Here is a 19,139-nt window from a genome sequence, read left to right on the forward strand (position 1 = left end):
ACAAAAATCTGAGTTCGCAAGCATTAGCGAATCACGGGCGCCTTGGGGTTCTTAGGGGTGGTTGGCGTAAACCACCCCTAAGGTGCCGTCGTCACCACGACAAGAGCTTAATTTGTAGGTCGGCCTTTTAGGCCGACAATGAGGCATGTATTTGCGGCATGAATTTGCATCTTTGTCGGGGTTTTCGACAATATGCTCCTGCATTGTTCTACTACCGCCATCCATGGCGGCAAACCCCGGCCTACAGCGACAAAGATTACACCTTATCCGGTTCGATTTCTTTAATATAGCGACGCACAGACAGGTAAGAGCCACTAAAGCCAAGTATCACGGCCAGGCCAATAAGGGTAATGAACTCATCGGCGCTAAGTCCTTGCAATATAAAGCTGGATTGGTAGATACCGGTTACCTGTGCCACTGCCGACTCCAGCCACCACATCATTAGCAGGTTACAGATCAGCGCAACAAAGCCACCAACCACACCATACCAGATGCCGGTCCATAAAAAGGGCGCCTGAATGAAGCCGTTAGTCGCACCAACCAGCTTCATCACCTGAATTTCACTGCGTTTATCCATAATAGACAGGCGAATGGTGTTGCCTATGATCAAGAGCACCGAAGTCAACAACAACACGGCTATGGTGATCACACTTTCCTTGAGCAGGTTTAAAATGGCATTGAGTCTTTCCAACCATTCTATGTCCAGCTTACCAAAGTCGACCTCGCGCTCCTGCTGCAACTTATGTAGCAGGGCTTTTGCCGCCTGCGGCTGGCGATGACGCTCGGTGGGGGTTACCAAGACCACATCGGGAAGCGGGTTGGCATCGAGATAATCCAGGGCATTGGCAAAACCCGAGACCTGTTTAAATTCTTCCAGAGCCTGGGTTTTACTGATATAGCGCACCTCTTCCACCTCGCTAAACAGGGCGAGGCGCTTTACCAGGGTTTGCACCTGCTGCGCCGACATTTCCTGTTTTACAAACAGGGAAATTTCCGCGGCATTGTCAAAACCACTGCTGACCTTCTGCACATTTTTAACCACCAGGTATAGGGTGGAAGGCAAAGTCAGACTTAGACCAAGCACTAAAATGGTCATCATGGATGCAGTCGGTGTGCGCCACATTTCACCCAGGCTTTGCACGCCCTGACGTATAGTATTAAAGAGGCCAAAATACCAACGGGTAAAAAAGGAATGACCCTTACGCTGATACTCTGTTGTGCGACCCTTAAACAATAAACTCATGATATTGCCTCCGGCGCCAGGGGATCGTTAAGCAGGCGGCCGTTTTTCAGCGTTAGGCTGCGGTACTTCATGCGCGCGATAAGACCGAGATCATGGGTGGCGATAAGCACAGAAGTGCCGTGTCGATTAAAGTCTTCAAAGAGTTTAAGGATTTCCATGGAGAGTTCCGGATCCAGGTTACCGGTTGGCTCATCGGCCAGCAAGATGGGCGGTGAATTCACGATGGCGCGGGCAATGCCCACGCGCTGCTGCTCACCACCTGATAAGGTCTGAGGATTACACCGGGCCTTATCCCCCAAGCCTACTTTTTCCAGCGCCGCGGACACCCGCTTTTCAATTTGTTTGCGGTGCGCACCTTCGATAACCAGCGGCAAGGCGACGTTATCAAAGACTGAATATCTGTCTAATAAGCGATGATTCTGGAAAATAATGCCGATATCCCGGCGCACATAGGGAATTTGGCCTTGCTTAATGGCGCTCAAGTCGACGCCGTTAATGGCCACACTGCCCACCGAAGGGCGCTCCATCAGGCTGATCAGCTTTAGTAATGTACTCTTACCGGCACCACTGTGGCCGGTTAAAAAGGCAAGCTCTCCCTTCTTTATATGAAAGCTTACCTTTTCAAGGGCTAGGTGGCCGCCGGGATAGGTTTTACTCACATCTTGGAATTTTATCATTATTATTGTGTCCCAATTTGTACTAGCCGCGAGCGCTAGCTGTTATTGCTCACCGCTAAAAAGTGCCTCGATAAAGTCATTACTATTAAAGGTGCGAAGGTCGTCGATGCCCTCGCCCACACCTATATAACGAATCGGTGTTTTAAACTGATCGGCAATGGCGAAGATCACCCCACCCTTGGCGGTGCCGTCAAGCTTGGTCAGCGTAATACCGGTTAGGCCCACCGCCTGGTCAAATAGCTTCACCTGACTGATGGCATTTTGGCCCGTACCCGCATCTATGGTCAACATCACTTCATGAGGTGCATCGGCATCGATTTTCTTCATTACACGAGCAATTTTTTCCAGCTCTTGCATCAAGTTATCTTTATTCTGCAAACGTCCGGCGGTATCGGCGATAAGCACATCAATATTACGGGCCTTAGCGGCCTGGAAGGCATCGAAAACCACAGAGGCACTGTCGGCACCCGTGTGCTGGGCAATAACGGGAATTTCATTGCGCTCGCCCCACACCTGCAACTGCTCAACGGCGGCGGCACGGAAGGTATCACCGGCGGCCAGCATCACGGATTTACCTTGTTGCTGATACTGTTTTGCCAACTTGCCTATGGTGGTGGTTTTCCCCACGCCATTGACGCCCACCATAAGGATCACAAAGGGGCCGTCTTTCTTATCTATATCTAGAGGTTGTTCGGCGCTGGCCAGCATATCGGCCATTTCCTGCTTCAATAATTCATACAGGGCGTCACCGTCTTTAAGCTGTTTACGGTCGGCGGCATCGGTCAGGTTATCAATCAGCTTAACCGTGGTATCCACACCCACATCCGCGGTAAGCAGCTGAGTTTCCAGCTCTTCAAATAGCTCATCGTCAATTTTCTTGCCGGCGAACAGGGATGCAAAGCCAGAGCCGATATTCGACTTGGTTTTTAATAAGCCCTTTTTAAGACGCGAGAAGAAACCTGCCTTTTTCGGCTCTTTAGCCGCTTGCTCTGCGGCTTCTTTTTCCGCTTGTTCTGCCGCTAAGCGCTCCTGCTCAGCTTGTTCGCGGGCTGCTTCTTCCGCTGCTAAACGTTCCTGCTCAGCCTGTTCGCGGGCTGCCTGCTCTGCTGCTAGGCGTTCCTGCTCAGCCTTTTCGCGGGCTGCTTCTTCCGCTGCCTGGCGTTCTTGCTCGGCTTGTTCGCGGGCTGCTTCTTCCGCCGCTAGGCGTTCTTGCTCAGCTTGTTCGCGAGCTGCTTGCTCTGCTGCTAGGCGTTCCTGCTCAGCCTGTTCGCGGGCAGCTTGCTCCGCTGCTAGGCGCTCCTGCTCAGCTTGTTCGCGAGCTGCTTGTTCCGAAGCTAGACGTTCCTGCTCAGCTTGTTCACGGGCTGCTTGTTCCGCCGCTAAACGCTCTTGCTCTGCTTGTTCGCGGGCAGCTTGCTCTGCTGCTAGGCGTTCTTGCTCAGCTTTTTCGCGGGCTGCTTGCTCTGCCGCTAAACGTTCCTGCTCGGCTTGTTCGCGGGCAGCTTGCTCTGCTGCTAGACGTTCTTGCTCGGCTTGTTCGCGAGCTGCTTGCTCTGCCGCTAAACGTTCCTGCTCGGCTTGTTCGCGGGCAGCTTGCTCTGCTGCTAGACGTTCTTGCTCGGCTTGTTCGCGAGCTGCTTGCTCTGCCGCTAAACGTTCTTGCTCTACTTGTTCGCGAGCTGCTTGCTCTGCCGCTAAACGTTCTTGCTCGGCTTGTGCGCGGGCTGCTTCTTCCGCTGCTAAGCGTTCTTGCTCGGCTTGTACGCGGGCTTCTTCTTCCGCCGCTAAGCGTTCTTGCTCTGCTTTTTCGCGTGCTTCCTGTTCGGCACGCTCTGCGGCTAGACGCTGTTGCTCTAGCTCCTGTTCCTGTTGCTCTTGCTTATCTTTTTTACCTAAACCGAACCAAGACAGAAACTTACTTTTTTTAGCCATAATCTGAAACCGTACACTCAATATTAAAGTGGGCCATGGATCTGAAAACGCAGGTATTCCCCCGCCGATATCGACCGCCCAAACTCGCGCCGCTGTTGCTAGCGACAAATATTATTTATAATTGCGCGTTATATTATCATTTTCCCAGCATATGGAAAAAGCATAAGTGAGTAAAAGCATGATCGGCCGACGAAAAACGGTAAGAAACAGCCCTAAAAACCACTCTGGTGCCGGACAAATCCGTATTATCGGTGGTCAGCATAGAGGGCGAAAGCTACCGGTTCATGACGTTATCGGCCTAAGACCTACAACAGATCGTCTAAAAGAAACCATTTTCAACTGGTTAATGATGGATGTGCGTGATGCTCATGTGCTGGACTGCTTTGCCGGGGCCGGAAGCCTGAGCTTTGAAGCGCTATCACGCTTTGCCTGTGATGCTACCTTGCTTGAACTCGATGCCAAGGCGGCAAAACAACTACAAGAAAATGCCCAATTGCTGAAACTAGCTAATGTCGAGATAGTACGCGGCGATGCCATGGCGTTTTTACAGCGCCCGGCCAGCAGTCAGTTCGATCTTGTATTTGTTGACCCGCCCTTCCACTGCAATCTAAGCACGCCATGTTGCGCTGCCCTGGAGGAACAAAATTGGCTCAGCGATCAGGCACTTATTTATGTCGAAGTGGAAAGTGATAATCAGGACTTTTGCGCTCCTGCCAACTGGCAGTTGCTAAAGGAAAAGCAAGCCGGACAGGTTTGGTGCCGACTTTACCAAAGAGTAACGCAGGCCTAGCGTCAGCTAAGCCCGCCACAAAGAATTATATCTCTACGCCAATATTGGTCTGGCCATCGGCAATGGCCAATTGGCGTAGCGCCTTGGCACTGTCTTTATCCAATCGAGGCATGGCGGCAACAAAGTCGATTAACTCGCCTAGCACCTCGATTTCATATTCCATCAAGGGATGCTGATTCACATCCTGCGCACTGTAAGGCTGCTCATCGAGTTCAAACTGATATTCGATAAGGCGGGCAACGGTTCCCTGAGCTATCTTACACACGCTCACATACTCGTGCTCGTCTTTACTTTGCAAGCCCTGTAACAAGGTTAGCAAGGCGGTTGCGGCATCTATGGCCGGGTATACACCAAACACATCGAAGTCATTTACCTCGGGCACATTCGGCTCTACCTTTTCAATTAGTTTTTCTATGCTGATCTTACTCTTAGGCAGCAGGATTTTTTCCCAGCATAAGGCCAAAGCATTGCGCAAAACCTCGGGCTCACCAAACTCAAGGGCCTCACTAAAAAGCGTATAATTTGGCAACATGCGTTCTAACAAGGCCGCCGCCAGGGCTGCCTTTTGCACCGTATTCAACTCACGAATACGCTGAAAGTTATTAGGCTTTTTCATTTTTATCTTTCATACAGGACCAGCACAAATCGAAACTAGCGGGATTCCACTGCTGACAGAACTGACACTGCCATTTCGCTGCTGATGTTTTTGATTGGCGGTATTCTAGCAAGATTTCTTGGGCTGCGGGCAGTTTTATATCGTATACCCAGACACTGACGCTGGTTTCGGCGAAGGGGATCTCGCCGAGCGCCCCTTGCAGGGCTTCACCTTTAAGCAGGCATTGAATGCCGGCATGCTCTAACATGCCTTTGACTATATTGGCCTCGACGCTGTGTTCAGCGTCAAAGGCCAGTACCCATTTAAAGCTCATTGGCGCGAGCCGATTTAGGCATCGCTTTGCAGCTGCTTCTGGGCATAATCGAACTTGAGTTTATATTCCATCATTTTTTCTTGCGCCTGCTCAAGTTCATCTTTTAGTTCAAGATGTTCTGAGCGTAAGCTGTCAAATGCCTGACGCGCTTGTTTCGAATCATTGTCGATGCGCGAGCGCAGACTTTCATTACGCTGCTGCTCATCGCGATGACGGGAACCCAGATTTTCCACCTGAATTTTTAGCTGCTCAATTTCATGGTTTTCCTGTGCACTGCGATCTTGCACCTGTTCGAGCTCAGCACTAATGGCATTTTTCTCATCATCAAGTGCTTGATTTTGCTGCTCAAGCTCGGCTACACGCTGCTGCAACTCGGCATGTTGTTGCTGCCACTGCTCTTGCTCTTGCTTCAATAAGCTGTGCTGTTGCTTAGCTTGATCTTTTAACATTTGCTCATGCTGCTGCTCTTGCTCTTGTAACTGTTGCTGCAATGCATCTATGCCAGCTAGTTGCTCACTAAGACTGGCAATTTCTTGCTGCGCTTGCTCATATTGCTGCTGAGTTTGTTGCTGCTGCGCCTGGAACTGAGCTAATTGCTGAGCAAGCTGCTCATTGGCCGCTTTTTGCTCCGCTAATTGCTGCTGCTCGGCATTAAGCTCATTGCGTAGCTCTTCACCCAAATTCTTTAAGCGCTGTACCATGGCCTGCTGAGTTTCACCCTCTTCGGCCGATTCATTCAACTGCTCGGACAAATCCGAAAGCTGCTGATTTTGACGGCTAACCAGTTGTTCGTAATGAGCAAGCTGCTCGGAGATGGCTTCATTTTCTTTTTGCAATTCAACAAGCTGCTGTGCTGCTTGTTCACTACCTTGATGTTGCTCGGCCATTTCCTTAAGCTTTTCTTGCCAAGCGATATTACTTTGACGCTGGCTTTCTAGCGCTTGTTTTAATGTCTGATTATCTTTTTCAAAAGCCGCTTTTTGTTCTCTTAAAGTGGCAACCGCGCCAAGCAACTCTTCACGCTCGCCTTGAGAATTAAAGTGGTCACTTTCAAGCTCTGTTAACCTGTGTTTTAGCGCCGCCAGCTCATGTTGTTTTTGTTTTAGCTGTACATGCTCATCGGCATACTGGGCATTTTCTTGTTGAGCTTCTAGTAATTGACGATTCTGCTTTGCATAGCGCTCTTTTAAAGCTGCTAGCTCACCGCGTGCTTCTTCAAGCTGCTCGGCGTCACCGGCGTTAGCCTTATTACCTAGTTGTGCGGCAACCAGCGCAATACTCAATTGTTGACTTAGTTGTGCGGCGAATTGGTGCACTTGTTGATTGTCTGATGATTCAGCCAGGGCGTTATTTAATTGCTCCGGCTCAACGTTAAATAAATCTGCACAGCGCAGTGCGAACTCCTGTGCCAATTTATCTGGCGCCTCTTGTTGTTGAGGCTTACCATTGTTGATAGCCATGTTTCCCCCTTAACTAGATGTAGGTGTTGTTTTTATCATTTAAACCGAACATCTATTCGCATATATGCTTGATTAAACTTGTCTAATGCCTTAGCTTCTAAGACCGACATCAAAATTGTTAATAATTAAGCCCGTTATTTGTAAAAAAGTCTAGCCTATAGTTAACATTCCACTATTATAAACTCCAATAATGGATAAAAGATGACATTAACCACGCCAGCACTACTTTTCCCTGCAATATCCCTACTACTTTTGGCTTACACAAACCGCTTTTTAGTGCTAGCTCAATTGATCCGTCAACTTAATGCCCGCGAAGGTGAACATATCCGCCCTTTTGTGGTTCAGCAAATCGATAATTTAAAGAAGCGAATTCGTCTTATACGTACCATGCAAGTGTGGGGTGTTGTTTCTTTTTTATTATGTACTTTGGCAATGTTTGCGCTATTTATACAGGTTAATTTAGTCGGCACCATTTTTTTTGGTATCAGTTTAGTAGCCCTGATCATTTCCCTGCTAACTTCCTTGTATGAAATACATATTTCCTGTGATGCCATTGCCATTGAGCTAGAATCCATAGGACAAAAGAAGTAGAACTTTAGTGTTGACATCATTTAATACTTCATCATACGACAAAAGACACAAGGTTCAGTAAATACAGGCAAAAATGGAGTATAAAACTCTCTTTTCAGGGACGCTTATTCAGCATTCTAATACAAGCTGGAAAATGTCTTTTTAGCTGTTCCTCTATTTATTTCGGGTACAATGTACTAATATTGGTCTCGGCTACAAAGCAAAGACCTAATATACTTACTTTAAGGGATTTAAAAGTGAGATTTGAACAATTAAAGCAGTTTTTAGCACTCGGCTCGTTGCGCCATTTTCGTCAGGCCGCAGAACAAACCAATATCAGTACTTCAGCGTTAACCCGTAGTATTCAAACATTAGAACAAGAAGTGGGTCACCAACTGGTTAAACGCTCTACCCGCTCGGTAATATTGACCGAGCAAGGGGAAATGTTCCTGCATTTTTGCAGACGCACTTTGGACGAATACAATCAGGTAATTCAACGCCTAGATCATAGCCAAGGCAAGCGCGACAATCTCTTAGTGGTAGGTTACACCAACTCCGCCAGCACCATAGTGCCTGTTTCCTGCGGCCAATTTATGGCCAGGCATCCAGAAATCAAAATTGAGATGCAGCTGCAAGAAAGCGATGCGCTTTCCTCTATGCTCAAGCGCGGCGAAATTGATATTTATGTCAGCGAAGAAGGTCAAGACAACACCATAGATCTCCACCTGCCCGATCAACTGCTGCTCTTTGCCCGTCAAGATCACCCTCTGGCCAACCAGGAATGCATTACTTTGGACGATCTGGCTCCTTACCCATTGTTCGGTTGTTTTTCACAGAGCCTGCATGTGCAAAGCATGATAACCGAGGCGGCGCAAATGCTAAACAAGGGCGATGATATTCGCTTGGGTAGCCTGAGCGAGATTATTAACTGCGTAAACAATAACCGTTGTATCGCTATTGCCGCCATTGAGCATGCCAAGATTCTAAGCGCCCGTCCTGAATTGGTACAAATTCGCTCCAACAGCAATGCCAGCCAGGCTCGCTTTGTGGTCAAAACCCAGCAGGCCTCGCAGCCCCATAGTCACCTTGATGAGCTGCTGACAGTCATTACACAAACGGCTAATGCACTGGGGTTAGAGGCTTAAAAGTAATATCGTTGATAAAGTTCTCACTGCTTTTCTTTTTCAGCGGTATACTTAGCCACCATTAATTACCCTGTCCCGCATGTGAATACAGAATTGTTGTTTGATCGTGTCCTTGATGATGTCCATCAGCAAGGCTACGCCATTATTGAGCAAGCCCTGTGCCCAGATCTCACCGCACAACTTTACGCCACCGCACAAGCCCAGCTGTCAGCATTTTCTCCAGCTGCCATAGGTCGTCAGGACGAGCAGCAACTAAATTCTGAGGTGAGAAAGGACAAGACCTTATGGTTTAGCGGCAGCTGCGCTGCAGAGCGCGATTATTTGGCTGTCATGGAGGCGTTGCGTTTAACCGTAAACAGACACTTCTATTTAGGTTTATTCGACTATGAATGTCACTTTGCCTATTACCAGGCTGGGGATTTCTATAAAAAACACTATGATGCTTTTAAGGGACGTTCAAACCGGGTGTTAACCACGGTTTTCTATCTGAATACCCCCACCCAAGGCGGCGAGTTGGTGATTTATAAGCCCCGCTCCAAGGAAGTGGCAGAGCGAGTGGCGCCTAAGGCAGGCACCTTGGTAGTATTTGAAAGCGAACGCTTTATGCATGAGGTTCTGCCAGCGCAACAGCCGCGTTTTTCCATCGCTGGCTGGTTTAGGAAAAACAACTCCATTGCCGGGGTGATAGACCCGCCGCGCTAAGCAATAATACCAATTCACTTAAATAGCTAATCATTCTAGCGGGCTAAATATCGCGCTAACTGTGTTGAAATTTTTATATGTAGAATAACTACATAAGAAAAATTCCGCCTTGTTATCACATCATTTATCCAGCGCTATCTCTGATCACATACTTAACAGAATTGGTATAAACAGCACTTGATGCGCCCAGTCAGGGCGCTTTATCAAAACAGACTAATGGCCAGGCCGATAAAAATGGCCATGCCCACATAATGATTATTTAAAAACGCTGCAAAGCAGGCATCACGGTCGCGGTGGCGACTTAAATACAGCTGACGTATTAACAGTAGCGCCGCTACCAAAAGCCCAAGCCAATAAGGCCAGCTTAGCTTGGCCGAGTACCCTATATACACAAGTATGGCCAAAAACAGGGTATTAAGAAGCGCCACCATGGCTAAGTCAAAACGACCAAAAAGAACTGCCGTCGATTTAATGCCGATTTTTACATCATCGTCTCTATCCACCATGGCGTACAGGGTATCGTAGGCAACCGTCCATACTAGATTGGCAATAAACAACAGCCAGGCCTGCATAGGCACGGTTTCCAACCTTGCCATATAAGCCATAGGAATCGCCCAGCTAAAGGCTGCGCCCAACACCACCTGAGGCAAATGAGTATAGCGCTTCATAAAGGGATAACAGGCCGCCAGAGCCAAGGCTGCAAAAGACAGAACCAGGGTTTGCCAATTGAGCAATAAAACCAAGAAAAAAGCGATTACCACCAGTAAGGCAAAGAGACTTAGCGCCTCACCGGCACTGACCTTACCCGCCGCCAAGGGCCGAGCCTGAGTGCGAGCCACGGCACCGTCCACCTTGCGATCAGCAAAGTCATTAATCACACAGCCGGCGCTGCGCATCACAAACACTCCGGCGGAAAAGATCACTATCAACTCAAGAGTCGGCCATCCTTCAGCCGCCAGCCACAGAGCCCAGAGCGTTGGCCATAGCAACAACAAGGTGCCTATGGGTTTGTCGGTGCGCATAAGCTGTTTATAGTAGGGCCAGTGCGCCCACTGCAATGCTGCTAACTTCATAGGTAGGCATAAGCTCCAGGTAAAAACACCTCACACACCATAATCTGCTGCCCGGTTAGGTTAAAGCGACTGCGACGCCCCCATAACGGCTGGTTTGGCAAATTAAAGGACTGGGTCAAGGCTTGAAGGTCGGCATTGGCGCTAAAGTCGGCGACCTGTAGTTGCTGGCGGGACAATTGAGGGTCCTGAAAAATCACCTCACCCAAGGGCCTGGCGCCCAGATGAGTCAGATCCACGCCCTGCTCGGCGCGCTCATAGCAAGGTATCCAGCTTTGGGCATACACCATGGGGTGATTATCACAAAACAGGATAACTTCACGCACACGCACCTGTTGGGTGTCACAGGTAAATATATCGCCTTGGTAAGCTGCGGCATCCACAAGACGCTCGCTCAGCACTTCAACGGCAAACTGCTGGGAAAAAGATTTCAACCGCCGGGTAAGCGAATTTGGCTCGACCAACCAGTCAAGCAATTGCGCGGATAAGAAGACGCGCTCAACATCTTGCCATTGCGCCTGCAGCGAAAGGGGATAAGTAGGCAAAGGACCACTCGAATAAATCAAAAAAACACCGCAGGATCATACCACCGCTGAGGCAAGGGCTAAAGAGATGTGTTTGCCTGTTACATTTAGCCTAGACGCAAAAACCACAAGCACGTAAAGTAGTGCTACGAAATTTTTTTAACGATCACACATTATGCGCTTTGCAACTAACCTGCTGTTCGTACTAACTTTATTATTCACATTAACGGCCCCAAAAAAAGCAGTGGCTGACGTTGGTTATTATGGTTTTGAGCCAGAAATAGTCGCCAACTATATCAGCGTATCGGGGCGTAAACTCGGCTATGTGCGGGTTGCCGTCGATTTGATGCTCGAAGACATCAATAACCTGGCTGCGGTGGAACATCATATGCCGCTGCTGCGCGATGCCGTTGTTGAAATTCTCTCCCAAGAGCCAGAAGAGAAAATCAAAAGCCTCACCGGGCGCGAAGAGATCCGACAAAAATGCTTAGAGCGCGTTAAAACCCTGCTGCGACAGGAAACCGGCAAAGACATAGTGCGTGATCTACTCTTTACCAAGTATCTCTACCATTAAAAAAGCGACCTAGGTCGCTTTTTTACTATTACCACTGAGTGCCATAAACACAGCTATCAAGATGCCGCTTAGCAGGCCTCCCAAGTGCGCCCAATTGGCCATGGGCATAAAGAAGGTATCGGTAAAACCAAAGGCCAGCCACAACAATAAAAAGCCTATCATGCCCTTGGTCATCATGGGCTTGGTCTTCGCCAACAAGGGATAAATCCAGCAAAAGCCAACCTGGGCATACACCACGCCGGAAAGACCGCCAAAATTCGGCCCCACCATCAAATACTGCGCCCAGCTGCTCACCAAAGAGCCAAGAATAAACACACTTAACAGCGTCAGTTTGGAGGTTTGTCGCTCAATAGCGGGCCCTAAAGTCAGCCACCACAGCACGTTGAAAATAATGTGAAGCGCGGAAAAGTGGACGATAGAGGGCGTCAACCAGGACAAGGGCTGCGCCGGGTTAAACTGCAGCAGCGGGAAAATCTCGGTAAACTGACCCAACAAAAATAAGGCATAGATGAGTATGCTAAGAATACTCACGCCCTTAACCAACAGGCTTAACTGGTTAAAACGCTGTAGCAGGTTTAGTTTAGTGCCGCTGTAAACCAGGCCCGAGTCGGTACGGCCATTTTGCCAGGCCGCATCCGCATAACGGGGATGATCTGGCTGCGCCTGAAATTCTTGCCATAAGGGCTGAACCTGATGGAAATGCTCAGGGGCAACGCCAATGATCACATGGCCCTGCTCGCCTTGTCGTAGCGCGCCAACAAAGCCCTTAGTGCCGATATAATCGACAAAGCCTTGTGCCGCGCGCACATTATTGGTGCTGCCTAGTTCAATCATTTTTCAACCAGTTCCGGAAATTGGGTGGCCCAGGCCGAAAAACCGCCGTCCATAGTATAAACATCATCAAAGCCCTGCTCGGCCAGATAGCCCGCCGCGCCTTGTGAGCTAATACCATGATAACAAACAACAATAATGGGCTGATCATACTCTTTGTGGAGCATAAACTCACCAATATTACTGTTGCTTAGGTGTTCTGCCTTAGGAATATGTCCGGCCGCGAACGAGTTAGGATCACGAATATCCGCAATCACCACATTTTCATCATTTAACAGGGCTTGGGTCTGCGCCACTGAAATATGTTTATATGCCATAGTACTATAACTACTCTTCTAAAATGACAAAAGGCGGCCTAAGCCGCCTGATTTCTGTGCATTATGCCCAGTCTAGGATAACTTTACCAGACTGGCCGCTAAGCATGGTATCAAAGCCTTCCTGGAAGTCATCGATACTAAACTCATGGGTGATAATGGGTGAGATATCCAGGCCAGATTGGATCAAGCTGGCCATTTTGTACCAGGTTTCGAACATTTCTCGACCGTAAATACCCTTGATGATCAAGCCCTTGAAAATAACCTGGTTCCAATCAACGGCCATATCCGAAGGTGGAATACCCAGCATGGCAATTTTACCACCATGGTTCATGTTATTAAGCATGGAGTTGAATGCCACAGGCACACCCGACATTTCCAGGCCCACATCGAAGCCTTCGGTCATGCCCAGGTCTTTCATCACATCTTCAAGCTTTTCCTGGCTTACGTTAACGGCGCGGGTAGCACCCATTTTTTTAGCCAGATCAAGACGATATTCATTGATATCGGTAATAACTACATTGCGGGCACCCACGTGCTTAGCAACCGCAGCGGCCATAATACCGATAGGGCCGGCACCTGTGATCAGCACATCTTCACCCACCAGGTCGAATGATAGCGCCGTATGCACCGCATTACCGAACGGGTCGAAGATAGACGCTAGCTCATCTGAGATATTGTCTGGAATTTTAAACGCATTGAATGCCGGAATAACCAGGTATTCCGCGAAGCTGCCTTCACGGTTTACGCCCACACCAATAGTGTTACGGCACAGGTGTACACGACCGGCGCGACAGTTACGGCAGTGACCACAGGTAATATGGCCTTCACCAGAAACACGGTCGCCAATATTGAAGCCGCGTACTTCCTGGCCCATATCCACCACTTCGCCCACATATTCATGACCCACAACCATGGGCACAGGAATGGTATTTTGCGCCCACTCATCCCAGTTGTAGATATGCACATCGGTACCACAAATGGCGGTTTTGCGAATTTTGATCAGTAGATCGTTATGACCTACTTCCGGCTTAGGGGCATCCGTCATCCAGATGCCTTTTTCGGCCTTAAGTTTTGATAATGCTTTCATCAATGCGCTCCTTAAATAACGCCCAACTCTTTACCGATACGGGTAAAGGCTGCAATCGCTTTATCAAGCTGCTCTTTGCTGTGGGCAGCGGAGATTTGCGTACGAATACGCGCCTGACCCTTAGGTACCACAGGGAAAGAGAAGCCAGTAACATAAATGCCTTCGGCCAATAGTTTATCCGCCATGGCACCGGCTAGCTTGGCGTCGCCCAGCATCACAGGAATAATAGCGTGGTCTTTACCGGCACAAGTAAAGCCGGCGGCTTCCATTTGCTCGCGGAAGTAAGCGGCGTTTGACCACAGGGTGTCGCGCAGCTCTTTGCCATCGGCCAGCATGTCTAATACCTTGATTGACGCGGTCACGATTGACGGTGCCAAAGAGTTAGAGAACAAGTATGGACGCGAACGCTGACGCAACCACTCAACAATTTCTTTCTTACCCGAAGTATAGCCGCCCGAAGCGCCGCCCAAAGCCTTACCTAAGGTACCCGTGATAATATCAACACGGTCCATTACGCCACAGTATTCCGGCGTACCACGACCATTTTCACCTACGAAACCAACTGCGTGTGAGTCATCCACCATCACCAGGGCATCGTATTTGTCGGCCAGATCACAAACGGCTTTAAGATTACAGATCACGCCGTCCATTGAGAACACGCCATCGGTGGCAATCAGCTTGGTTTTAGCACCCGCTTCGTCGGCAGCGATCAATTGCTGCTCAAGGTCCGCCATATCATTGTTGGCATAACGGAAACGCTTGGCTTTACACAGACGCACACCGTCGATGATAGATGCGTGGTTTAATGAATCCGAGATAATCGCGTCGTCGGCACCAAGAATGGTTTCGAATAGGCCGGCGTTGGCGTCAAAACACGAAGAGTACAAAATCGTGTCTTCGGTCTGTAAAAACTCGCTGATTTTCGCTTCAAGAGTTTTATGAATGTCCTGCGTACCACAGATAAAGCGCACAGAAGCCACACCAAAACCGTGATCGCTTAAACCTTGCTGCGCTGCCTTAATTAGTTCTGGGTGGTTAGCTAGGCCTAAGTAGTTGTTAGCACAGAAGTTAATAACCTTGTCGCCACTGGCAACTTGAATCTCGGCTTGCTGTTGTGAGGTGATAATACGCTCACTTTTGTACAGACCATCGGCTTTCACTTGCTCAATTTGTGCTTGCAGCTGGCTATAAAACGCAGAAGCTCTCATAAATTTCTCCAATACTTGAACCGACTCCCTTGGCTAGGTCGGCTCAGCGGTTAATAAATATTTGCGGGTATTGTAAAAGGTTTGCGGCACAATTGCATCGTTTGTCGTTCATCACGGCACCTATAATCATGCATGGAACGAGAATAAATACCCAGGCTGTATCTAAGCTTTTATCAGGGCAGGTACTTCGGCAAGGGAATCACAGACCAGATCGGCATCTGCCAACGCCTGCTCGGCAAACTCCTGGCCGCTGCGCACCAATACTTTAGTGCCTATGCCGCAGCTTTTGGCCGCCAGCATATCGCCATGTTTGTCGCCAACCATGATGCATTGGCTTGGATCTAAATCAAAGACCTCTATGCCCTGTTGCAACATACCAGGCTCAGGTTTACGACAGTCGCAGTCAACGCCGTAGTCGCCTTGACCCTTGGTTGGGTGATGGGGGCAATAATAAATGGCATCCAGCTGTACACCGTGCGCGGCGAATTGCGCCTTCATCCACTCGCTCAACTCGGCAAATTGTGCCTCGCTGTAATAACCCCGGCCAATGCCCGACTGATTAGTGACCACGATTAAACGATAACCCATATTCTGAAATGCAAGACAGGCGTCAAACACGCCATCGATAAATTCAAAGTCTTCGGCCTTGTGGACATAGGCATGATCGACGTTGATCACCCCATCTCTATCTAAAAATACCGCTTTATTACTCATAGTCGGTGCTCTCGTACTAGCTTATCGAACATGGCAATCACATCATCCACAGCAATGCGGTCCATCAGCTCACCCTTGGCGCGCACGCCCCAGGGCAGCTCGCTGGCCGGTTTGCCGTATTGCTCTTGCACCGCCTGGTTGTACACCTCAACCACATAATCCTGATACAAATAGGGCCCGGTGCGTTTGGGGTTGGAATGGGCATACAGACCTATCACCGGCGTGCCCTGAGTCACGGCCATATGTGCCGGGCCGGTATCCGGCGCCAATACTAGAGTAGCCAGACCCAACACACAGGTTAATTCTTTTAGGCTGGTTTTACCCACCAGATTAATCACCGGCTGCTGGCAATGATTGACGATCTGCTCGGCAAGCTGTTGCTCCATGGCCGTTGGCCCGCCACTAATGGCAACACGGAAACCCTGCGCCATGGCATGCTCGGCCACCGCGGCATAACGCTCCGGTAACCAGTTGCGCTCAGCCTTGCTCGCCGCTGGGCTGATGATCAGCAGGGGCTCACCATCGTCGCCCACCAGCTTCATGGCGTTTTGCTTGTCGGTGTCGCTAAGAGGCATTTGCCAATGAGGGGTAAAGTCAGTCACACCCAGTTGCTCGGCAAACTGCATAAAGCCTTCTAACACATGAGGCTGCTCTTTGGCGGTAATACGGCGGTTAATAAACCAGCTATGCAATTCTTTTGAGCGCGCCTTATCAAAGCCGATTTTGACCTTGGCACGAATACAGCGGCTCGCCAATCCGGCGCGAAAGGCCACCTGCATATTCAAAAGCACATCGAATTCTCGCCCACTTAGCTGCTCGCGTAATGTTTTAAAGGCTTGGCGCCCCTGTTTTTTATCAAACACCACAAACTCAACGCCGGGTAAGCCCTCGAGCAACATGGCCTCGACCTTACCTATCACCCAGGTGATTTTGGCTTCGGGGTTCACCCGTTGAATGGCTTGTACGGCGGCCACTGCGTGACAAACATCACCGATGGCGGATAAACGAAGAATACAGATAGATTGCACGGAATTGAGTTGCAAAACGGGCGTCCTAAAGCAAAAGTCTGAGCAAATGTTAAAGCAACGCCAGCGCATTGCAAGTTCAATAGTGAGTTTATCGTGGCGGCAAAAAAAGCTACACTGGCAAGCACCTGCAGCCAATCTGTTTATTTGGGTCTGTTTATTATGCAACTGACTCCCCTATCCCCGAAGCTTACCCTGTTTAGCGCAAATACTGATGTTGGCGAGATCACCGAACTATGGTTTTCTCCCGAGCACTGGCTGACCCAGGATAAGGTGTACGCACAGAAAACCGGACGTGCCACCGCCTACTTTTTTGCCGAGGGCGATTTACGCGCCGTACTCCGCCATTATTGGCGCGGTGGTCTGGTGGGCAAGGTTTTGCAGGATCAGTATCTTTATACCGGCATAAAGAACACCCGGGTGTACCGCGAATTTGCATTGATGTGTGAGCTTTATCAGCAAGGCCTGCCCGTGGTTGAGCCCATTGCCGCCCTGGTGAAACGCTCCGGTCTGATTTATCGCGGCGATATCATTACCCGCGCCTTAGAAGGGGCTCAAAGCCTGTGTGAGCGCCTGCAAGCAGGCCCTTTAAACGAGCACACCTTGGAGCGAATAGGCCAAACCTTGGCCCGCTTCCATAACGCCGGGGTCTATCACGCCGATTTGAATATCAATAATATTCTCTTTGATGGCGAAGATAATGTGTATGTCATTGATTTTGACAGGGGTGAGATACGCCAGCCAGAACCACAATGGCAGCAGCAGAATATGGCCAGATTAGCGCGCAGCTTTGCCAAGGAAGCCGGTCGTCAAAGCAGCTTTCATTGGCAGGAAAAAGACTGGCAGGGGTTAATGAGTGCCTATCAGCAAGCACTTTCTTGCTGATAGGGCTAAAGAGGTGCTAAGAGCGGATTTTACTGATCACATTGGACGTTGAGCAGCCGTTTAAAAACTCCAGCACCTCAACCTGACCGCCGTGACGCAGTACATGCTCAGCACCAGCTATCTCTTCCACCTTGTAATCCCCGCCTTTAACGAGAATATCCGGGCTCACCTGCTCGATAAGCTTGGCCGGGGTGTCGTTTTCTTCCACCTTACCAAAGGGGATCACCCAGTCTACAGAGGCTAAAGCACTCAGTACCATGGCACGCTCTTCAAGGGGATTGATAGGACGCTCCGGGCCTTTTAAGCGGGCAATGGAATCATCGGTATTTAAGCCAACCACCAGGCGGTCGCCCATGGCCTTGGCTTGGGCCAGATAGCGCACATGCCCAGCATGAAGAATATCGAAACAGCCGTTAGTGAAAACGATTTTCTCGCCATTTTGCTTGGCAAATTCAATATGCTGCAACACAGACTCAAAGGGCGCCTGATAATGCTCGCCATTTTTGCGCAGGTACTGCCCCAGCTTGCGGCTGAGCTCTTCCGGCGAAACGGTAGCCGCGCCGAGCTTGCTCACCGCAATACCGGCGGCAATGTTGGCCAGCTCCACCGCATCCGCCGGGGTCATACCGGCACCTAGCATCACGGTTAAAGTGGCTATCACAGTGTCACCGGCACCGGTAACATCACTGACCTCACGTACCTGAGCGGCAAAGTCGTGTTTTTCGGTGGCGCTGATCAGCGACATACCCTGCTCGGAGCGAGTCAACAACATGGCGCCAATACCGGCCTCACGAATAAGCGCACGGGCACTGGCGGTCAACGCCTGCTCGTCACTGCTGTCACCACCGGCAAGTTTAAATTCATTGAGGTTTGGGGTGATATAATCGGCACCACGATACAGGCTTAGCTGCGGCGACTTAGGGTCAACCAACACGGTTTTACCTGCATCCTTGGCAACGCGGATCATGGCCTCAATCAAGGTCAATGAACCCTTGTTATAGTCGGAGAAAAGCACAAAGTCATAGTCATCCACCACACGCTCAAGGCGCTGCAGTAACAATTGAGAATGCTCTTTATTGAACTGCTCTTCCTGATCCAGACGCACCACCTGCTGATGACGGCTGATCACCCGCATTTTCGCTATGGTCGGCAGCTCCACTACCTGCACCAGCTGCGAGTCGATGTGCTCCTCGGCCAAAATGCGCTGCAGGATTTGCCCGCTTTCGTCATCACCGATCAAACCCAGCAAGGCCACCTGGCCATCGAGTCGGGCAATGTTTTTGGCGACGTTGGCAGCACCACCGGCTTTATCTTCAAGGCGGTTAACTTTAACCACAGGAACCGGTGCCTCAGGTGAGATACGTCCGGAGTCGCCATGCCAGTAGCGGTCAAGCATTACATCGCCAACCACCAGCACCTTGGCTTTATTTAGATTTTTAAGTAATCCCAGATCCAT

21 protein-coding genes are annotated in these 19,139 nt (G+C 49.7%); 6 read left to right on the forward strand and 15 right to left on the reverse strand.

Translation table 11 applies throughout. The features are described from left to right. Window positions 1–256 precede the first annotated feature (256 nt). From ftsX to ftsY, 3 genes are read right to left on the reverse strand one after another with little or no spacing between them, the layout of a single operon-like run. Window positions 257–1,243 carry a permease-like cell division protein FtsX gene (gene ftsX / locus WCN91_RS00950; RefSeq protein ID WP_342675560.1) on the reverse strand — a complete coding sequence of 329 codons (987 nt, stop codon included), beginning with the start codon at window positions 1,241–1,243 and terminating at the stop codon, window positions 257–259. Then, the gene (ftsE, locus tag WCN91_RS00955) at window positions 1,240–1,920 is read right to left on the reverse strand and encodes a cell division ATP-binding protein FtsE (RefSeq protein ID WP_342675561.1); all 681 of its coding nucleotides are present in this window, start codon (window positions 1,918–1,920) and stop codon (window positions 1,240–1,242) included. The genes ftsX and ftsE overlap by 4 nt, the downstream gene beginning before the upstream one ends. A gap of 42 nt (window positions 1,921–1,962) precedes the next feature. Beyond that, the gene (gene ftsY / locus WCN91_RS00960; protein WP_342675562.1) at window positions 1,963–3,852 is read right to left on the reverse strand and encodes a signal recognition particle-docking protein FtsY; all 1,890 of its coding nucleotides are present in this window, start codon (window positions 3,850–3,852) and stop codon (window positions 1,963–1,965) included. 178 nt (window positions 3,853–4,030) lie between these two features. On the opposite strand from ftsY, the gene rsmD reads away from it, so the two are divergent. Next, window positions 4,031–4,642: a 16S rRNA (guanine(966)-N(2))-methyltransferase RsmD gene (gene rsmD, locus WCN91_RS00965; RefSeq protein WP_342675840.1), complete on the forward strand. Its 612-nt coding sequence runs from the start codon at window positions 4,031–4,033 to the stop codon at window positions 4,640–4,642. Window positions 4,643–4,667: 25 nt separating this feature from the next. Here rsmD and WCN91_RS00970 read toward each other — a convergent pair whose 3' ends face one another. Genes WCN91_RS00970 through WCN91_RS00980 form a run of 3 tightly spaced genes read right to left on the reverse strand, consistent with a single transcriptional unit; the run spans window position 4,668 to window position 7,031 of the window. After that, window positions 4,668–5,258, reverse strand: coding sequence for a YjaG family protein (locus WCN91_RS00970; RefSeq protein ID WP_342675563.1), 591 nt, complete (start codon window positions 5,256–5,258; stop codon window positions 4,668–4,670). After that, window positions 5,245–5,571, reverse strand: coding sequence for a putative signal transducing protein (locus WCN91_RS00975; RefSeq protein WP_342675564.1), 327 nt, complete (start codon window positions 5,569–5,571; stop codon window positions 5,245–5,247). The genes WCN91_RS00970 and WCN91_RS00975 overlap by 14 nt, the downstream gene beginning before the upstream one ends. Window positions 5,572–5,585: 14 nt before the next feature. Then, window positions 5,586–7,031, reverse strand: coding sequence for a coiled-coil domain-containing protein (locus tag WCN91_RS00980; protein WP_342675565.1), 1,446 nt, complete (start codon window positions 7,029–7,031; stop codon window positions 5,586–5,588). Between the two features lie 201 nt (window positions 7,032–7,232). On the opposite strand from WCN91_RS00980, the gene WCN91_RS00985 reads away from it, so the two are divergent. The 3 genes from WCN91_RS00985 to WCN91_RS00995 all read left to right on the forward strand — a co-directional run bounded on the left by WCN91_RS00985 (window position 7,233) and on the right by WCN91_RS00995 (window position 9,448). Next, on the forward strand, window positions 7,233–7,622 hold the full coding sequence (locus WCN91_RS00985; RefSeq protein ID WP_342675566.1) for a DUF2721 domain-containing protein: 390 nt from the start codon (window positions 7,233–7,235) through the stop codon (window positions 7,620–7,622). A 236-nt stretch (window positions 7,623–7,858) separates the two neighbouring features. Next, window positions 7,859–8,746, forward strand: a complete 888-nt coding sequence (locus WCN91_RS00990) for a LysR family transcriptional regulator (RefSeq protein WP_342675567.1) — start codon at window positions 7,859–7,861, stop codon at window positions 8,744–8,746. 81 nt (window positions 8,747–8,827) lie between these two features. After that, window positions 8,828–9,448 carry a 2OG-Fe(II) oxygenase gene (locus WCN91_RS00995; protein ID WP_342675568.1) on the forward strand — a complete coding sequence of 207 codons (621 nt, stop codon included), beginning with the start codon at window positions 8,828–8,830 and terminating at the stop codon, window positions 9,446–9,448. A gap of 203 nt (window positions 9,449–9,651) precedes the next feature. Here WCN91_RS00995 and ubiA read toward each other — a convergent pair whose 3' ends face one another. Together ubiA and WCN91_RS01005 are read right to left on the reverse strand one after the other, a co-directional pair. After that, a complete protein-coding gene (gene ubiA, locus WCN91_RS01000) occupies window positions 9,652–10,521 on the reverse strand; it encodes a 4-hydroxybenzoate octaprenyltransferase (RefSeq protein WP_342675569.1) in 870 nt (289 codons plus the stop codon). Further along, entirely contained in the window at window positions 10,518–11,084 is a 567-nt protein-coding gene (locus WCN91_RS01005; RefSeq protein ID WP_342675570.1) for a chorismate--pyruvate lyase family protein, read from the reverse strand. The genes ubiA and WCN91_RS01005 overlap by 4 nt, the downstream gene beginning before the upstream one ends. A 133-nt stretch (window positions 11,085–11,217) precedes the next feature. Between WCN91_RS01005 and WCN91_RS01010 the strand changes: the two genes are divergently transcribed. Continuing rightward, the gene (locus WCN91_RS01010; protein ID WP_342675571.1) at window positions 11,218–11,616 is read left to right on the forward strand and encodes a flagellar basal body-associated protein FliL; all 399 of its coding nucleotides are present in this window, start codon (window positions 11,218–11,220) and stop codon (window positions 11,614–11,616) included. Window positions 11,617–11,625: 9 nt separating this feature from the next. Here the strand turns inward: WCN91_RS01010 and glpG are convergent, their stop codons facing one another. The 6 genes from glpG to WCN91_RS01040 all read right to left on the reverse strand — a co-directional run bounded on the left by glpG (window position 11,626) and on the right by WCN91_RS01040 (window position 16,870). Next, window positions 11,626–12,450: a rhomboid family intramembrane serine protease GlpG gene (gene glpG / locus WCN91_RS01015; RefSeq protein WP_342675572.1), complete on the reverse strand. Its 825-nt coding sequence runs from the start codon at window positions 12,448–12,450 to the stop codon at window positions 11,626–11,628. Then, a complete protein-coding gene (glpE, locus tag WCN91_RS01020) occupies window positions 12,447–12,764 on the reverse strand; it encodes a thiosulfate sulfurtransferase GlpE (RefSeq protein ID WP_105188307.1) in 318 nt (105 codons plus the stop codon). Before glpE ends, glpG begins: the two co-directional genes overlap by 4 nt. 61 nt (window positions 12,765–12,825) lie before the next feature. Then, window positions 12,826–13,851, reverse strand: a complete 1,026-nt coding sequence (tdh, locus tag WCN91_RS01025) for an L-threonine 3-dehydrogenase (RefSeq protein WP_342675573.1) — start codon at window positions 13,849–13,851, stop codon at window positions 12,826–12,828. Window positions 13,852–13,862: 11 nt separating this feature from the next. After that, window positions 13,863–15,059, reverse strand: coding sequence for a glycine C-acetyltransferase (locus WCN91_RS01030; protein WP_342675574.1), 1,197 nt, complete (start codon window positions 15,057–15,059; stop codon window positions 13,863–13,865). 162 nt (window positions 15,060–15,221) lie between these two features. Further along, window positions 15,222–15,773 (reverse strand): D-glycero-beta-D-manno-heptose 1,7-bisphosphate 7-phosphatase, encoded by a 552-nt coding sequence (gmhB, locus tag WCN91_RS01035; RefSeq protein WP_342675575.1) that lies wholly within the window; start codon window positions 15,771–15,773, stop codon window positions 15,222–15,224. Then, window positions 15,770–16,870, reverse strand: coding sequence for a glycosyltransferase family 9 protein (locus WCN91_RS01040; RefSeq protein WP_342675576.1), 1,101 nt, complete (start codon window positions 16,868–16,870; stop codon window positions 15,770–15,772). Before WCN91_RS01040 ends, gmhB begins: the two co-directional genes overlap by 4 nt. 90 nt (window positions 16,871–16,960) lie before the next feature. On the opposite strand from WCN91_RS01040, the gene WCN91_RS01045 reads away from it, so the two are divergent. Next, on the forward strand, window positions 16,961–17,683 hold the full coding sequence (locus tag WCN91_RS01045; RefSeq protein WP_342675842.1) for a 3-deoxy-D-manno-octulosonic acid kinase: 723 nt from the start codon (window positions 16,961–16,963) through the stop codon (window positions 17,681–17,683). Window positions 17,684–17,699: 16 nt separating this feature from the next. On the opposite strand, the gene hldE is transcribed toward WCN91_RS01045, so the two are convergent. Continuing rightward, window positions 17,700–19,139 (reverse strand): bifunctional D-glycero-beta-D-manno-heptose-7-phosphate kinase/D-glycero-beta-D-manno-heptose 1-phosphate adenylyltransferase HldE, encoded by a 1,440-nt coding sequence (gene hldE, locus WCN91_RS01050; protein ID WP_342675577.1) that lies wholly within the window; start codon window positions 19,137–19,139, stop codon window positions 17,700–17,702.

The organism is Pseudoalteromonas qingdaonensis (assembly GCF_038739665.1).
Taxonomy (GTDB): Bacteria; Pseudomonadota; Gammaproteobacteria; order Enterobacterales; family Alteromonadaceae; genus Pseudoalteromonas; species Pseudoalteromonas qingdaonensis.

Bases quoted from the DNA above. Each gene is read 5' to 3' on its own strand.
- glpG (WP_342675572.1), bottom strand. From the start codon at position 12,450: ATGATTGAACTAGGCAGCACCAATAATGTGCGCGCGGCACAAGGCTTT.
- tdh (WP_342675573.1), bottom strand. From the start codon at position 13,851: ATGAAAGCATTATCAAAACTTAAGGCCGAAAAAGGCATCTGGATGACG.
- WCN91_RS00975 (WP_342675564.1), bottom strand. From the start codon at position 5,571: ATGAGCTTTAAATGGGTACTGGCCTTTGACGCTGAACACAGCGTCGAG.
- ftsY (WP_342675562.1), bottom strand. From the start codon at position 3,852: ATGGCTAAAAAAAGTAAGTTTCTGTCTTGGTTCGGTTTAGGTAAAAAA.
- ftsE (WP_342675561.1), bottom strand. From the start codon at position 1,920: ATGATAAAATTCCAAGATGTGAGTAAAACCTATCCCGGCGGCCACCTA.
- WCN91_RS01010 (WP_342675571.1), top strand. From the start codon at position 11,218: ATGCGCTTTGCAACTAACCTGCTGTTCGTACTAACTTTATTATTCACA.
- gmhB (WP_342675575.1), bottom strand. From the start codon at position 15,773: ATGAGTAATAAAGCGGTATTTTTAGATAGAGATGGGGTGATCAACGTC.
- WCN91_RS01040 (WP_342675576.1), bottom strand. From the start codon at position 16,870: ATGCGCTGGCGTTGCTTTAACATTTGCTCAGACTTTTGCTTTAGGACG.
- WCN91_RS00985 (WP_342675566.1), top strand. From the start codon at position 7,233: ATGACATTAACCACGCCAGCACTACTTTTCCCTGCAATATCCCTACTA.
- glpE (WP_105188307.1), bottom strand. From the start codon at position 12,764: ATGGCATATAAACATATTTCAGTGGCGCAGACCCAAGCCCTGTTAAAT.
- ubiA (WP_342675569.1), bottom strand. From the start codon at position 10,521: ATGAAGTTAGCAGCATTGCAGTGGGCGCACTGGCCCTACTATAAACAG.
- WCN91_RS01030 (WP_342675574.1), bottom strand. From the start codon at position 15,059: ATGAGAGCTTCTGCGTTTTATAGCCAGCTGCAAGCACAAATTGAGCAA.
- ftsX (WP_342675560.1), bottom strand. From the start codon at position 1,243: ATGAGTTTATTGTTTAAGGGTCGCACAACAGAGTATCAGCGTAAGGGT.
- WCN91_RS01045 (WP_342675842.1), top strand. From the start codon at position 16,961: ATGCAACTGACTCCCCTATCCCCGAAGCTTACCCTGTTTAGCGCAAAT.
- hldE (WP_342675577.1), bottom strand. From the start codon at position 19,139: ATGGATCTGGGATTACTTAAAAATCTAAATAAAGCCAAGGTGCTGGTG.
- WCN91_RS00970 (WP_342675563.1), bottom strand. From the start codon at position 5,258: ATGAAAAAGCCTAATAACTTTCAGCGTATTCGTGAGTTGAATACGGTG.
- rsmD (WP_342675840.1), top strand. From the start codon at position 4,031: ATGATCGGCCGACGAAAAACGGTAAGAAACAGCCCTAAAAACCACTCT.
- WCN91_RS00980 (WP_342675565.1), bottom strand. From the start codon at position 7,031: ATGGCTATCAACAATGGTAAGCCTCAACAACAAGAGGCGCCAGATAAA.